Origin of the sequence: Streptomyces sp. CB03234, assembly GCF_001905885.1 — a bacterium.
GTDB lineage: Bacteria > Actinomycetota > Actinomycetes > Streptomycetales > Streptomycetaceae > Streptomyces.
In genome coordinates this window covers 229,929-244,804 of record NZ_LIYH01000003.1, presented here as the reverse complement: position 1 = coordinate 244,804, position 14,876 = coordinate 229,929, and the positions used below count along the sequence as shown (strand labels likewise).

13 protein-coding genes and 1 pseudogene are annotated in these 14,876 nt (G+C 70.0%); 7 read left to right on the top strand and 7 right to left on the bottom strand.

Annotated features, from left to right (window positions below):
• Positions 1-52: 52 nt before the first annotated feature.
• From AMK26_RS14310 to AMK26_RS14290, 5 genes are all read left to right on the top strand, one after another.
• Positions 53-1,078: a sugar ABC transporter substrate-binding protein gene (locus tag AMK26_RS14310; RefSeq protein WP_073755001.1), complete on the top strand. Its 1,026-nt coding sequence runs from the start codon at positions 53-55 to the stop codon at positions 1,076-1,078.
• Positions 1,075-2,130: an ABC transporter permease gene (locus AMK26_RS14305; RefSeq protein ID WP_073755000.1), complete on the top strand. Its 1,056-nt coding sequence runs from the start codon at positions 1,075-1,077 to the stop codon at positions 2,128-2,130. The genes AMK26_RS14310 and AMK26_RS14305 overlap by 4 nt, the downstream gene beginning before the upstream one ends.
• Complete coding sequence (locus tag AMK26_RS14300) at positions 2,127-2,945, top strand: ATP-binding cassette domain-containing protein (protein WP_073754999.1); 819 nt, start codon at positions 2,127-2,129, stop codon at positions 2,943-2,945. Before AMK26_RS14305 ends, AMK26_RS14300 begins: the two co-directional genes overlap by 4 nt.
• 113 nt (positions 2,946-3,058) lie before the next feature.
• Positions 3,059-4,219: an ROK family glucokinase gene (locus AMK26_RS14295; RefSeq protein ID WP_073754998.1), complete on the top strand. Its 1,161-nt coding sequence runs from the start codon at positions 3,059-3,061 to the stop codon at positions 4,217-4,219.
• A gap of 2 nt (positions 4,220-4,221) precedes the next feature.
• On the top strand, positions 4,222-4,785 hold the full coding sequence (locus AMK26_RS14290; RefSeq protein WP_198944066.1) for a hypothetical protein: 564 nt from the start codon (positions 4,222-4,224) through the stop codon (positions 4,783-4,785).
• Between the two features lie 34 nt (positions 4,786-4,819).
• Here the strand turns inward: AMK26_RS14290 and AMK26_RS14285 are convergent, their stop codons facing one another.
• The 6 genes from AMK26_RS14285 to AMK26_RS14265 all read right to left on the bottom strand — a co-directional run bounded on the left by AMK26_RS14285 (position 4,820) and on the right by AMK26_RS14265 (position 9,983).
• Positions 4,820-6,664: an ABC transporter ATP-binding protein gene (locus AMK26_RS14285; RefSeq protein WP_073754997.1), complete on the bottom strand. Its 1,845-nt coding sequence runs from the start codon at positions 6,662-6,664 to the stop codon at positions 4,820-4,822.
• Positions 6,661-7,104, bottom strand: coding sequence for a lasso peptide biosynthesis B2 protein (locus AMK26_RS14280; protein WP_073754996.1), 444 nt, complete (start codon positions 7,102-7,104; stop codon positions 6,661-6,663). The genes AMK26_RS14285 and AMK26_RS14280 overlap by 4 nt, the downstream gene beginning before the upstream one ends.
• Positions 7,101-7,355 (bottom strand): lasso peptide biosynthesis PqqD family chaperone, encoded by a 255-nt coding sequence (locus tag AMK26_RS14275; protein ID WP_073754995.1) that lies wholly within the window; start codon positions 7,353-7,355, stop codon positions 7,101-7,103. Before AMK26_RS14275 ends, AMK26_RS14280 begins: the two co-directional genes overlap by 4 nt.
• A 29-nt stretch (positions 7,356-7,384) precedes the next feature.
• Positions 7,385-9,241 (bottom strand): lasso peptide isopeptide bond-forming cyclase, encoded by a 1,857-nt coding sequence (locus tag AMK26_RS14270; RefSeq protein WP_073754994.1) that lies wholly within the window; start codon positions 9,239-9,241, stop codon positions 7,385-7,387.
• Between the two features lie 26 nt (positions 9,242-9,267).
• Entirely contained in the window at positions 9,268-9,378 is a 111-nt protein-coding gene (locus AMK26_RS36170; RefSeq protein WP_107420947.1) for a keywimysin-related RiPP, read from the bottom strand.
• 407 nt (positions 9,379-9,785) lie between these two features.
• The gene (locus AMK26_RS14265) at positions 9,786-9,983 is read right to left on the bottom strand and encodes an XRE family transcriptional regulator (protein WP_241837892.1); all 198 of its coding nucleotides are present in this window, start codon (positions 9,981-9,983) and stop codon (positions 9,786-9,788) included.
• A 193-nt stretch (positions 9,984-10,176) separates the two neighbouring features.
• On the opposite strand from AMK26_RS14265, the gene AMK26_RS14260 reads away from it, so the two are divergent.
• On the top strand, positions 10,177-10,482 hold the full coding sequence (locus tag AMK26_RS14260) for a hypothetical protein (RefSeq protein ID WP_073754992.1): 306 nt from the start codon (positions 10,177-10,179) through the stop codon (positions 10,480-10,482).
• 90 nt (positions 10,483-10,572) lie between these two features.
• Here the strand turns inward: AMK26_RS14260 and AMK26_RS14255 are convergent, their stop codons facing one another.
• Positions 10,573-11,277 (bottom strand): hypothetical protein, encoded by a 705-nt coding sequence (locus tag AMK26_RS14255; protein WP_241837891.1) that lies wholly within the window; start codon positions 11,275-11,277, stop codon positions 10,573-10,575.
• 472 nt (positions 11,278-11,749) lie between these two features.
• Here AMK26_RS14255 and AMK26_RS14250 point away from each other — a divergent pair.
• Positions 11,750-14,825 (top strand): annotated as a pseudogene (locus AMK26_RS14250) (RHS repeat domain-containing protein); the annotation flags it as partial.
• Between the last annotated feature and the right edge of the window lie 51 nt (positions 14,826-14,876).

Below are 14,876 nucleotides of genomic sequence, written 5' to 3'. Positions count from 1 at the left end.
ACAGCGAGCAGAGCAGGCACAGCGAGCAGAGCGGCAAGAAGGGCACGGCGTCGTGGCAAGGGTTCGGACAGGGGTACGCGCGCTCCGCGCGGTACTGGCGACGGTGCTCGGAGTGTCCCTCGCGGGAGCGGCCGCGGGATGCAGCGCCACGGGCGGCAAGCGCGCCGAGGACGCCCGCAAGGCGGCCGCCGCCGAGGGCCGGGCAGCCGTGAACACCCCCAGGTGGACCATCGCCATGGTCACCCACTCCGGCGACGGCGACACCTTCTGGGACATCGTCCAGAACGGCGCCAAGCAGGCCGCCGTCAAGGACAACATCACCTTCCTCTACGCCCACAGCGACGAGGGCCAGCAGCAGGCCCAGCTCGTCGACTCCTACATCGACAAGAAGGTCGACGGCCTGATCGTCACCCTCGCCAAGCCCGACGCCATGAAGGCGTCCGTCGCCAGGGCCGTCAAGGCCGGCATCCCGGTGATCACCGTCAACTCCGGCTCGGAGCAGTCCAAGGCCTACGGTGCCCTCACCCACATCGGGCAGGACGAGAACATCGCGGGCGAGGCGGTCGGCGACGAGCTCGACGAGCGCGGCCGCAAGAAGGCCCTGTGCGTCCTGCACGAGCAGGGCAACGTCGGCCACGAGCAGCGTTGCGCCGGGGTGAAGAAGACCTTCGACGGCGACGTGCAGAACCTGTACGTCGACGGCACCAACATGCCCGACGTACAGGCCTCCATCGAGGCGAAACTCCAGACCGACCGGTCCATCGACGCCGTCGTCACCCTCGGCGCGCCGTTCGCCGACGCCGCCGTCCAGGCGAAGAGGACCGCCGGGTCCGACGCCGAGATCGACACCTTCGACCTCAACGCCAAGGTGGCCGCCGGCCTGAAGAGCAGGCAGCTCGGCTTCGCCGTCGACCAGCAGCCCTACCTCCAGGGGTACGAGGCCGTCGACCTGCTGTGGCTGCACCGCTACAACGCCGACGTGCTCGGCGGCGGCAGGCCTGTGCTCACCGGGCCGCAGATCATCACCGAGAAGGACGCCGCCAAGCTGGCGGAATTCACGGAGCGAGGAACCCGATGACCACGACCGCACCACCCGTGAAGGACGGTTCACCCGTCGACGAGCGCCTGCTGCGCACCTCGCCGCTGCGGGGGCTCCTCGGCCGCCCCGAGCTCGGCTCCGTCGTCGGAGCCGTCGCCGTCTTCCTCTTCTTCTCGATCGTCGCCGACAGCTTCCTGAGGGCGTCCAGCTTCGGCACGGTCCTCTACGCCGCCTCGACGATCGGCATCATGGCCGTCCCCGTCGCGCTGCTGATGATCGGCGGCGAGTTCGACCTGTCGGCCGGTGTGCTGGTGACCAGCTCCGCGCTGGTCTCCTCGATGTTCAGCTACCAGATGACCGCGAACATCTGGGTCGGCGTCCTCGTCTCCCTCCTGGTCACCCTCGCCATCGGCGTCTTCAACGGCGTCATGCTCACCCGGACCAAACTGCCGAGCTTCATCATCACGCTCGGTACGTTCCTGATGCTGACCGGCCTGAACCTCGGCCTGACCAAGCTGATCAGCGGCACCGTGTCGACCAGGACCATCGCGGACATGGAGGGCTTCGGCTCCGCCCGGGCGCTGTTCGCCTCCCAGTTCTCCCTCGGCGGCATCGACATCAAGGTCACCATCCTGTGGTGGTTCGGCCTGGTGGCGCTGGCCACCTGGATCCTGCTGCGCACCCGCTTCGGCAACTGGATCTTCGCGGTGGGCGGCGGCGCCGACGCCGCCCGCGCCGTCGGCGTCCCGGTCCGTACGACGAAGATCGGCCTCTACCTGGGCGTGGCCTTCTGCGCCTGGGTGTCCGGACAGCACCTGCTGTTCTCGTTCGACGTCGTCCAGTCCGGCGAGGGCGTCGGCAACGAGCTGATCTACATCATCGCGGCCGTGATCGGCGGCTGCCTGATCACCGGCGGATACGGCTCCGCCATCGGCTCGGCGGTCGGCGCGTTCATCTTCGGCATGACCAGCAAGGGCATCGTGTACGCCGAGTGGAACCCTGACTGGTTCAAGTTCTTCCTCGGAGCGATGCTCCTTCTCGCGACCCTGCTCAACGCCTGGGTCCGCAAGCGCGCGGAGGCGACCAAGTGACCGCACTCGTCGAGCTGGCCGACGTCAGCAAGTACTACGGCAACATCCGCGCCCTCGAAGGGGTCTCCCTCGAAGTGCACGCGGGCGAGATCACCTGCGTCCTGGGCGACAACGGCGCCGGCAAGTCCACCCTCATCAAGATCATCGCAGGCCTGCACGCCCACGACGGCGGCACCTTCCGCATCGAGGGCGAGGAGACCTCCCTCTCTTCCCCGCGCGAGGCCCTGGACCGGGGCATCGCCACCGTCTACCAGGACCTGGCCGTCGTCCCCCTCATGCCGGTCTGGCGGAACTTCTTCCTCGGCTCCGAGCCCACCAAGGGCGCCGGCCCCTTCAAGCGCCTCGACGTCGACCTCATGCGCGAGACGACCCGCGCCGAGCTGCTGCGCATGGGCATCGACCTGCGGGACGTCGACCAGCCGATCGGCACCCTGTCGGGTGGCGAGCGCCAGTGCGTGGCCATCGCCCGCGCGGTGTACTTCGGCGCCAAGGTCCTCGTCCTCGACGAGCCGACGGCGGCGCTCGGCGTCAAGCAGTCCGGGGTCGTCCTCAAGTACGTGGCGGCCGCCCGCGACGCCGGACTCGGCGTGGTGTTGATCACGCACAACCCGCACCACGCGTATCTGGTCGGTGACCGGTTCGTGCTGCTGAAGCGGGGCGTGATGGCGGCGAGCCACACCAAGGACTCCGTCACGCTCGACGAACTCACCCGCCAGATGGCGGGCGGCAGCGAGCTCGAAGACCTCCGCCACGAGCTGGAACGAGCCCCGTCACCCGCCCGCGTCGGCGGCCACGAGGTCCCCCCGGCGCCCTGACCACGGCGTACCGCCGCCCCCGGCCGCGTACCTGGCAGAATCGAGGGCGGCGGGCGCCGTCCGCCGCCGGAGGCGCCCGCCGCCGGCCCCACCCACCAGGGACGACAGGACTCGTGAGCACGTACCGCGATCTCGCCCACCGGGGCTCCGCCCGCGCCACCGTCCTGCGGACCGTCTCCGCCCGCGAGCGCCGCTCGCACCTGACCGCGCCCCGGGTGCCGACCGTCGGCATCGACATCGGCGGTACGAAGGTGATGGCGGGCGTCGTCGACGCCGACGGCCGGATCCTGGAGCAGATCAAGACCGAGACACCCGACAAGTCCAAGAGCGCCAAGGTCGTCGAGGACACCATCACCGAGCTGGTCCTGGACCTGTCCGACCGGCACGACGTGCACGCCGTCGGCATCGGCGCCGCCGGCTGGGTCGACGCCGACCGCAGCCGCGTCCTGTTCGCCCCCCACCTGGCCTGGCGCAACGAGCCGCTGCGCGACTCGCTCCAGGCGCGGCTCGCCGTCCCCGTCATGGTCGACAACGACGCCAACACCGCAGCCTGGGCGGAGTGGCGCTTCGGCGCCGGCCGCGGCGAGGACCACCTCGTCATGATCACGCTCGGTACCGGCATCGGCGGCGCGATCCTGGAGGGCGGCCAGGTCAAGCGCGGCAGGTACGGCGTCGCCGGCGAGTTCGGCCACATGCAGGTGGTGCCCGGCGGCCACCGCTGCCCGTGCGGCAACCGCGGCTGCTGGGAGCAGTACAGCTCCGGCAACGCCCTCGTCCGGGAGGCCCGTGAACTCGCGGCGGCCGACTCGCCGGTCGCGTACAACATCATCGAGCGCGTCAAGGGCTCCGTCCCCGACATCACCGGCCCGCTGATCACCGAGCTGGCCCGCGAGGGCGACGCGATGTGCATCGAGCTGTTCCAGGACATCGGCCAGTGGCTCGGCGTCGGCATCGCCAACCTGGCCGCCGCCCTCGACCCGTCCTGCTTCGTCATCGGCGGTGGCGTCAGCGCCGCCGACGACCTGCTGATCGGCCCCGCCCGGGACGCCTTCCGCCGCCACCTCACCGGCCGCGGCTACCGCCCCGAGGCCCGGATCGCCAAGGCCCAGCTCGGCCCCGAGGCCGGCATGGTCGGCGCCGCCGACCTCGCCCGGCTCGTCGCGCGCCGCTTCCGCCGCGCCAACCGCCGCCGCCTGGAGCGCTACGAGAAGTACGAGCGGTACGCCCAGGCCATCCGCAACGGCCGTACGACCACCACCACCCAGGAACCGTAGTCATGTCAGTGACGTCCGTGCTGCACCGGCCCGCGTCCCCCGAGGAGCGGCGGCGCATGATCCGCCGCCGGATCCTGACCGCCGTCGTCATCGTGCTGCTCATCGGCATCCCGGCCGGCTATCTGGTGATCTCCGCCCAGCAGAGCCGGGCCAGCGGCCGCGACAAGGAGGCCGAGTCCTCCGTCACCGGCCTCCGGGACAGCTGGCCGTCCAAGATGAAGCGCCGCGTCTTCGAGGTCCCCATCCCGGCCGGCTCCACCGAGGTCGCCTACTTCGAGACGAGCAACTGGAAGTCGAGCAGGCTGTACGTCGAGTTCACCACCGACGGCACCGGACTGGACGACTTCCTGAACGACGTCGGGACGAGCCGCGCCGCGCTCGACGCCAAGGACATCACCATCAGCGACCGCGACGCCCGCACCGTCGGCTGGACGTTCCCCGCCGGCCGCGACTGGTCCGCCACCACGCACCGCCAGAAGGACCCGCGCCCCACCCAGGACATCACCGTCGACCTCACCGACCCGGCCGCCCCGCGCGTCTACGTCGTCTCGACCGCGACCCCCTGACCGCCAGGGCTCATCCTCGCGCCGTCGCGCCCGTTCACCGCTTTCCGTGCGGCCGCGTCCGGGCGGTCGCCGCAGGGGGTGGTGGGGCCGCGGCCGGGCGGAGCATCTGCCCGGCCGCCAGTTCGCGGTAGGTGGGGCTGCAGGTGAGCAGTTCCTCGTGGCGTCCGCAGGCGGTGGTTCGGCCGTTGTCGAGTACGACGATCTGGTCGGCGTGCTGGACGGTGGAGAGGCGGTGCGCGATCACCAGCAGGGCGCATTCCCCCGCGATGTCCTTCATCACCTTGGTGAGCGCGGTTTCGTTGATGGCGTCGAGGTGGGACGTGGGCTCGTCGAGCAGGAGGAGTTGGGGGCGGCCGAGCAGGGCGCGGGCCAGGGCGACGCGCTGGCGCTCACCTCCCGAGAGGGTGCTGCCGCGCTCGCCGAGCAGACCGGACAGGCCGCCGCGCAGCCGGCGTACGACATCGTCGAGCTGGGCGAGTTCGACGACGCGCCGTACTTCGGCCTCCGGGGCGTCCGGTACGGCGTAGGTGATGTTGTCGCGCAGGGTGCCGTGGACGACATGGGTGTTCTGGTCGACGACGGCGATGCGTGCGCGGCACTCGGCACGGGTCAGTTCGCAGGCGGGCCGTCCGTCGAAGAGCAGGGCTCCCGAATCCGGCTCGTAGAACCTGGCCACCAGGGCGAAGATCGTGCTTTTTCCGGCTCCCGACCGGCCCACCAGGGCCGTCTGGCGCCGGTGCGGGACGGTGAGGGTGACGCCGCGCAGGACCGGCCGGTCCGGGTCGTAGCCGAAGGTGAGGTCCCGCAGGGCGAGGGCGGGCTCCTCGTCCGCGGCGGCCTGCCGAGCCGGTTCGCGCGTACGCGCCCGTACGGCCGGCCTGCGGGGCAGTGAGGGCTCCGCGGGCAGTGACAGCGCGTGCTCGATGCGCTGGTAGGCACCCATCCCGCGCTGGATCAGGCCGACCGCGCGGAAGACCGACGACAGAGGCAGAACGAGGTAGGAGGCATAGAGCAGGAAGGCCACGAGATCGCCGAGGGAGTTGGCGTGGCCGGTGACACGCAGGCCCCCGATGACCAGGACGAGCAGGAAGGAGCCCTGGACGGCGAGCTCGACCGCCGGGCTCATCACGGAGGCCAGTCTCGCGGTCCGTACGCCCGCGTCGTGAGCGGACTCGATGCGCTCGCCGATGCGCCGCGCCTCACGTTCCTCGGCGCGGTGCACCCGCACCATCGGCAGTGCGCCCAGCGCGCGTTCGAGGTCGGCGGCGATCGCGCCGACGGAGTTCTGCATGTGTTCCGAGGCGGCCCGGATGCCCTTCAGCAGCGACGCCACGACCGCCGCCGCGGTCGCCACGGTCAGGGTGACCAGGACAAGCAGCAGCGGGTCGATCCACAGCATCAGGGCGACCGCACCGGCCGCGACGAGCGCCCCGGTCACCAGGTCGACGAGGGCCTGGGACACCACCTCCCTGAGCAGGGTGGTGTCGGCGGTCACGCGGGAGATCAGATCGCCGCTGCGGTGCCGGTCGTACTCCCTCATCTCCAGCCTGAGCAGCCGTCCCACCAGCCCGTGGCGGAGTTGTCGTACGACCCCTTCACCCATGCGTTCCAGGACGAAGCGGCCGATGGCGCCGGTGGCCGCTTCGGTGACGAACAGCACGGCCAGGAGGAGCAGCAGGGGCCAGAACACCCGTCCGTGGCCGCTCATGTCCACGATCTGCTTGGCGACGAGCGGCTGGGCCAGCCCCAGTGCGGAGCCCACGAGGGTGAGCACGGTGGCCACGACGATGGAGGTCCGGTGCCCGGTGGTCAGCCGGTACATGGTGGCCACCGCGGCCCGTGTCGAGCGGTCCGGCACCTCCGCCCGGGGACCCGTCATGGGCTGGGCGGCCGGTTCGCCGTCACGGGCCCCACCGCCAGCAGCCGCCTGAAGTAGTCGTCGGGCACGCCTTCGCCGATGGGCCGGCCCTCCGCCTCGATCCAGGCATGCGCGTTGAAGGGGGGCACCACGCTCGCCCCTGTGCACCACGTGGGCCAACTGCCCGTCAGCCGGCACAGCAGGGCCGCGCCCAGCGAACGGGGCAGACAGCCCTTCGGCCCGGCGCACAGCAGGCTGACCGCGCACATCGCGTCCCGGGCGTTCTGCGCCTGCGCGGCCGTGGCGGGCGCGGCTCCGCGGCGTACGACACCGAGCACGGCGCGGATCCGGCGCGGGGACAGCAGCGACAGCGCGACGGCGGGAAGCAGTACGAGGCGGGCGGCCAGACGCCGGGTGAACGGAACGCCGATGGGCCGTTCCAGCGCGCTGGGCGTCGTCATGAGGCCAGCCCCGACGTCCGCAGCTCCTGTACGAGAGCCGTGACGTCCTGCTCCGCGCGGACCCGGTCGATGTCGAACTCCGCGAGCAGCGCCTCGACGGCCGATGTCTCGTCGCCGCCCCCGAGGAGGGTCTTCACCACCAGGGTGCCGGTGGGATTGAGTTCCCAGTAGTTCCCGCTGCGCTCGTCCAGGAGGACCGTGCCGTACTGGGTCTCCGCGGTGGAGACATCGGGGCGGAACCGCAATGCCATGGTGTGTGCTGCCTTTCTCCGAGGCGGGCCTAACGGGTGCGGGTGCGGGTGCGGGTGGGAGTGCGGGACAGACCACGCAGCCATACTTCGGTGGCGATCGTGGAGTAGAGGACGGCGTCGCGCAGAGCGGGGGTGGAGGGCCGCTGGGCGAGGCCGCGCAGGGCCTCCCCGTCGACCAGGCCGAGCTGCTCCAGCCGTGAGTCCTCCCACATGGCCAGCAGGTCGGCGCGGTGCCGGCGCAGTCCGTCGGCGGCGTCCATGGAGGCCGCGGCCTTGTTGGTGCGCCGCAGGCAGACCTCGGGCACGATCCCGCGCATGGCGGCGGTCAGGAGGGGCTTGTACTGCCAGGGCGACACGCGCTCGCTCGGCCGTACGGCGAGGGACGCCTCGATGACGCGGTCGTCGAGGAACGGCGAGGCCATCGGTACGCCGGCGCGGGCCGCCATCCGGTCCCACTGGCGGATGATGCGGGTGCAGGAACGGATCTGTTCCAGGTCGGTGTGCAGGCCGCGGTCCGGGTGCAGCGGTGTGGCCGTCGCGGCCGCCTCGCGCAGGGCTCGCCGCGCCAGCCGTTCCGCGTCGGGCGTCACCCAGTCGAAGAGACGGGGCGGCATGCCCCATCCGAGGCTGGTGGTGACCGTGGCGGGGACGGGGTCGCGCAGCCTGCCACTGCGATCGGCGAGCCACTTCCCGTACGGCCGTGAGTCGGCCAGCGCACGGACGGTGCCGCCGAGCGGCCACTGCCACAGCGCCCGGAAACCCCGCAACTGCCGCAGCGCGAACAGCGGACGCGTACGCAGCAGCCGGTGGTAGTACGCCTCCGAGCACCACGCGACGTGGTCGCCCCCGATGCCCGTCAGGTGCAGCCGGCTGCCCCGCTCCGCCATGCCGGGCAGGTGGTGCAGCACCCGCGAACGGTCCATGACGCCGATGGTGGGCTCGTCCAGCAGGTCGTCGATGGCGAGCAGATCGTCGTAGACCAGCGGCGAGGCATCGGCGTCCCACACGACATGCTCGACGTCCGGCAGGTGCTTCGCCGCCTGCTCGGCCCAGTACAGATCGGTGTCGGCCGGATCGCGCCCCGGCCAGGTGCTGGCCACCACGCGGGCGGGGGAGCGGTCCGCCAGGAAGCAGATGGAGGTGGAGTCCAGCCCTCCGGACAGGTCGCAGCTGACCACACCGCCGTGGCGGGTGCGGGCGCCGACCGCCTCGGTGAGGGCTTCGCGGACCAGCGGGGCGCCGTCGGCGAGCGTGCGGACCGGCTCCGGCGGTGTCCACCACCGCGAGTGACGTGCGCTGTGCCCGTCCGCCCCGATGACCAGCGCGTCATGCGGGGCAACAGCCGTGACGTCACGCCACAGCGACGCCTCGAACAACGGATAGGGCACCGGCCACAGCAGCCGTACCGCGAGCCGCTGCTCGTCGGGAGCGGTGCCGAGCGCGTCGGCGAGTACGTCGGCGCGGGTGGCGGCCACCTGTACGCCGTCCACGGCGGCGTGGAAGACCAGCCGGAGCCCCGACGCTGTGCCCTGCACCCTCAGCCGGCCGTCGAGGGTGGCGACGAGGTGGAAGCTCCCGGGCAGGGACCGGGCCAGCGCGTCCAGTTCCGCCAGATCGCGCAGCCGTCCCGCGTGGCGCTCCAGTTCGGCGGCATCGACCGGGCAGCAGCCGATGACGGCCAGGGCCGCACGACGGGTGTGCGCGGATACGAGCTCCTGGTCGTCCCACTGTCCGACCAACCAGGGGCGGCCGGAGGCGTGTTGGAGGGTTCGCGTACCGGGGAGGGCGAAGGAGCGGGCCACGGCGGCCGCGTCCTCGCGGTCGGTGAAGACCGCGAAGTGCGCGTCGCCGGGGCCCGTCCCCGCACTTGCGTGCAGTTCAGTCATGACGTCAGGTCAGAAACCGTCGGTCGTCAGTTCTTGCTCAGGACGAGCCGGTCGTTGCCGGAGCTGTTGAGCAGCCCGGTCTTCTTGCGGAACGTACCGAGACGGACGAGCGTCGGCGCTTCGTAAGCCTTCTTCATGACCTCTCCTCAGGTTCAGGTTTCATGCCCACCCCCTGGCCGCCGGCGCACGGAGGCGCCGGTTCACTGCCGGCCTGCCCAAGGCTCATGGGAACCCGGGGCGGGAAGCGGGCACGGCATCTAGCTAGGTGCAGAACCGGGCAGTATGACAAGGGCGCCTTAGAAAATCAGACAATATGCAATAAACAAGTGATCATGTCATCTCACGGCCAGTCAGGGGGTGCCGGAGAAGGGCGCACGACTCCAGGCCGGCGTGCGGGCGGGCTGGAAAAACGTTTCCACCTCCGTGACGCAACCTGTGGTGGTCCTGCCGCGGGGAGGCCGGGACGGTCACCGGACGGAGCCGCCGGGGCGCACTCGACCCATGCGCCCGCGCTTCCTCTCCTTCGTCTCCTGGCCGGATCGGGTCAGGCCGCAGCCGGTGTGCGGGCGGCTTCCAGGACGGCGGACAGGGGGAGTGCCAGAGCGTCCGCGAGTTCGGCGAGTTCCAGCCGGGTGGGCCGTACGGGGCCGTGGGCGCCTTCCTCGGCGAAGACGCGGATCCGCGGGGTGCGAATGCCGGTGCGGTCGGCGAGAGCCTGCGCGTTCAGGCGCCTACGTCGCATGGTCTGTTGCAACGACTGTGAAAGTTCGGCCATTTCCTTCGTCTGCCCCTGATCCGCCGGCCCAGCCGCCCGCCGTTCGGTGCATCGGCGTGGTCCCGTACCCGCTTCCCCTTCCAGATACGGGGAAGGCCCCGACGAATACGGCTGGATCCGGCGTATCCGCGGTCTCCCGTGCCGGATCTCTGTGGGTGGGATGAGCACGCTCGCGATCACCGGCTGGGGCGTGCTGACCCCCGTGGGCACCGGCGCCGACGAGATCACGGCGGTCTGGCGGGAGCGGCAGCCCGGCCTGCGCGCGGTCGGAGGCATGTACGACGAGGCCCTGCCGAACGAGAAGGCATGCGCGATCACCGACTTCGACGTACGGGATCACCTGGGCCGCAAGGGCAACACTTCGCCGACCAGGCTTCCCGGCACACCGCAGCGGACTTTACAGGGGCCTTCCGCATCCATAACAGGAGCCTGCCGGGCACCTGCGGTGGTGCCACGCTGCCGGTAACGGGCAATGACCGGCCGCTGTGGGACTCAGCAAGCGCTGCACTCGGTCCTGTGGCACCGTCCGGTCGCGCGGACATGACCGCGTAGCGGGTCAGGCGGGCTGGGGGGCGTCGGGCGCAGGCATCGGGTGACTGTCGGGGGCGAGCCGGTAGGAGCGGACAGCCGCCACCGCGCTGACAGTGACCAGTAGCAGACCGGTGCCGGCCGTCTCCGTCAACGGCTGAGCCAGAGAACCAGAGGCAGGCACTCCCCTCGGGGGAACCCGCCCTTTGGGGTCGGACACCAGGCTGATGTGGTCTCCCGGGCCCGTCGTCCTCTCGCACCCCCTCCATATCCTCACGGAGACCGGTGTGCCGTCCATGTGCCGCACCGAGCAATAGCGCCTGCCCGTCGTTGCATCGCCAATGGGGGCGACGGATGTCACAACGACGCTGCGCACCTCCCCGTCCCACAGCAGTACGGCTTCGGTCACGGCCCGCGGGGTGAGCAGGCCCCAGAAGACACCAAGTACGGCCGCCACTCCGACCAGTGCCCGTCCTGCCCCGGTGACAGCTAGGTAGACCGCCAGTCCGGCAGCGACGACGACGCCCGCCTCTCCTGTGCGCAAGGCCACGGAATCGGCCAGGACCCCGATGATCCCCGGTGTGGCAATGGCGGCCGCGCCGACGACTCCCACGGTCAGACCCTCCACGACCAGCCAGCCGGGCGGCCGGCCGTCGTAGGCAGCCGGCCCCCACAACACCGAACGGATCGGTTTCCCGGGTGCCCGGTGGGCTCTGTGTCTGCCGCTGCTCATGCTTGCATTATGCAAGCCACGTCCGAGCCGACCCGCACCGCCTGTCGTTCTGGAGTCGCCGCCGGGCCAGTACACGTTTCACGCCCAACCGATGATCGATTTACCCATCGCTGCAGACAAGAGGGGTCGGGGCGTTCTGTGGCGTGAGATCTCCTGGGTACGCGATCAGTGGAGCGCCGTGTTTCGCACCGGCGCTGCCGCTGCCCCGCCTGGCGCGGACGGGGCAGCGGGAAGGTTCAGGAGAGCGCGGATCCGCCGGGTGTGCGCGTTTCCGGAGTGGTTCTCCACCGAGCGAAGGTGTCCGAGGAAGGGCGTGGCGTCGGTTGCCTCGGCCGCCTGCCGCCAGAACGGCAGCCCCGCTTCAAACTCGGCCACAAGCCGCGCCTTCGGCTGCTCTGCGCCTGCTGCGCCTCCGTCAGCTCCGGCTGCTCCTCGGCGGCCGCGACGGCTCCTGGTTCATCACCCATGGCGTGACGACTCCGGCGACCCCGGCTACTCCGAGGGCACCAGCTTCTCCGGCCGGTCGCTGACCCAGGCATGGCGCTGGAACCTCGACTACGTCGAGGACACCTCCGGCAACGCCGCCACCTACTGGTACACCAAGGAGATCAACCACTACAAGAAGAACAAGGCCACCACTGCCAACGCTCCCTACGTACGAGGTGGCTACCTGACCGAGATCAAGTACGGGCTTCGCAAGGACGCCCTCTTCGTCGATGACGCCGACGCGAAGGTGACTTCTCCCATGCCGAGCGCTGTACCGCCGCGGACTGCACGTCGCTGACCAAGGAGACCGCCGACAAGTGGCCGGATGTCCCCTTCGACGCCATCTGCTCCAGCGGAGACGAGACGTGCCTGGGCACCGGCCCCTCGTTCTTCTCCCGCAAGCGTCTCACCGGCATCAACACCTTCTCCTGGAACGCCACCAGCAGCGCCTACGACCCGGTGGACTCCTGGGCCTTGACTCAGCAGTACCTGGATGGCGGGGACATCGGAGACACCTCTGACCACGTCCTGACGCTCAAGTCCATCAAGCGGACCGGCAAGGCCGGCTCCGCCATCGCGATGGACCCGATCCAGTTCACGTACCAGATGCGGCAGAACCGGGTCGACGGCACTGACGACATCCTCCCTCTGACCCGACCCCGCGTCTCCACGATCACCTCCGAGACAGGGGCCATCACCACGGTCACCCTCTCCGCCCCGGAATGCGTGCGCAGCGAGGTGACGGGCACCGCCGAGGACACCAACACCCGCAACTGCTTCCCTCAGTACTGGAACATCAACGGCGCGAGCGAAGCCTCCATCGACTGGTTCCACAAGTACCGGGTGCTGGCCGTGACGACCTCGGACCCAGCGGGACGGAACGATGTGCTCGAGCAAAAGTACGTCTACAGCGGTGCGGCATGGAGCCACAGCGACAGTCCGTTCTCGCCCAAGGATGAACGCACCTGGTCCGAGTGGCGTGGCTACCGGCAGGTCACCGTCTACAACGGTGCCAAGGACGCCACCCGCTCCAAGACCGTCTCCCTCTACATGCAGGGCATGGACGGCGACAAGAACAAGGACGGCACGACAAAAACGGTCAGCATCGCTCCCCTGACCACCCCCGCTCTGGGCCTCGCCACCCTTAAGGACAGCGACCAGTACGCCGGCCAACTGCGCCAGCGAGTGACCTACAACGGCTCCACAGCCATCTCCGCGGAGTCCAACGAGCCGTGGTCGAAGGAGACCGCACGCCAGAGCCAGCCCGATGCGCCCGACGCCGTGGCCCGCTACGTTCGGGTAGCCAAGAACACCAGCCACACCTACCTCACAGCATCCGGCAGCTGGCGGTCCCGCACAGTCCAGACCGCATACGACAACTACGGACACCCCTACCGTGTCGACGATCTCGGCGATGATGCCAAGACCGGGGATGAGACCTGCACCCGTACCTGGTACGCGCGCGATGACGCGGCGGGGCTGACGAACCTCATCTCCCGTACACGCACGGTCGGCAAGAAGTGCGATGTCGCCGACACGTCCCTCGACCTGCCGGCAGACACCACACGCCGTGGCGATGTCCTGTCTGACACCGCCACCGCATACGACGGTGTCGCCTGGTCGACGACCATGAAGCCGACCAAGGGGCTGGCGACGTGGACCGGCCGGGCCAAGGGCTACAGCGCCACCACACCCAGCTGGCAGACCGTCGCAACGACAACTCACGACGCACTCGGCCGCCCGCTGACCGTCACCGACGCCGCGGGCAAGGTCACCTCGACTGCCTACACGCCAACCACGGCGGGACCGCTGACGAAAACGATCGTCACAAACGCCAAGGGCCACAGGACTACCAGCTTCATCGACCCACGGCGCGGCCAGCCGAACCGGGTGTACGACGCCAACCTGAAGAAGACCGAAACCGCCTATGACGCTCTTGGCCGCCGGACAGATGTCTGGCTGCCCAATCGCAACAAGGCCGCCGGTGACAGCCCCAACTACCAGTACCGGTACTTCCTTTCCAACGCCAAAGCGTCCTGGGTCTCGACCGGGACCCTGAAGGCGGACGGGCAGACCTACAACACCACCTACGCCATCTACGACGCACTGCTGCGAGCCGTCCAGACCCAGTCGCCCACTCCGCTGGGCGGACGACTGCTGACCGACACGCGGTACGACTCCCGTGGCTTGGCCTACGAGACGTACGAGGACATCTACGACAACACGACTCTCCCCAACGGCACCTACACCCGCGCCGAATACGGCGGGGCGCCGAAGCAGACCGAGACCGCTTACGACGGGGCGGAGCGCGCCACCACCAGCACGCTCTACGTGTACGGCGTGAAGAAGTGGTCGACAACGACGTCCTACACCGGTGACTCCACCGCGACCACTGCTCTCCAGGGCGGCACGGCCAGCCGGACGATCACCGATGCCCGCGGCCGCACGACCGAGACCCGGAGCTATGCGGGCGCGAGCCCGGCGGACACCCAGTTCGGCGGCAGCCTCGGCAACGGCTACACCACTACCGCGTTCGCCTACGACCTCGACGGCAAGAAGAAGTCGACCACCGGCCCCGACGGCACAACCTGGACCAGCGCCTATGACCTGTTCGGTCGGTTCATGACCTCCCACGACCCGGACAAGGGCCGGACCACCCTCGGCTACGACGTCCTGGACCGGGTGATCAAAGCCACGGACTCACGCGGCAGGAGCATTTTGAGTGAGTACGACGAACTCGGGCGCGGCATCGGCACCTGGTCCGGTGAGAAGACCGACGCCAAGCAACTGACCTCCTCCACCTACGACACGGTTCTCAAGGGGCTGCCTGCCTCCAGCACCCGCTACGTCGGAGGCAAGGCGGGACGGGCGTACACCAAGTCGGTCACCGCCTATGACAACCTCTCCCGCCCCACCGGTACGCGGCTCAGTTGCCGGCCGACGAGCCGCTCGTCGCCGCCGGGGCCCCGGCGACCATCGACCTCGCCACGAGCTACCGCCTCGACGGCACCCTGCAGAACAGCACGCAGCCGGCACTCGGCGGACTGCCCCAGGAAATCGTCTGCCTGAACGGGTACGCCTACGCCAACAACAACCCGACGACGTTCACCGAC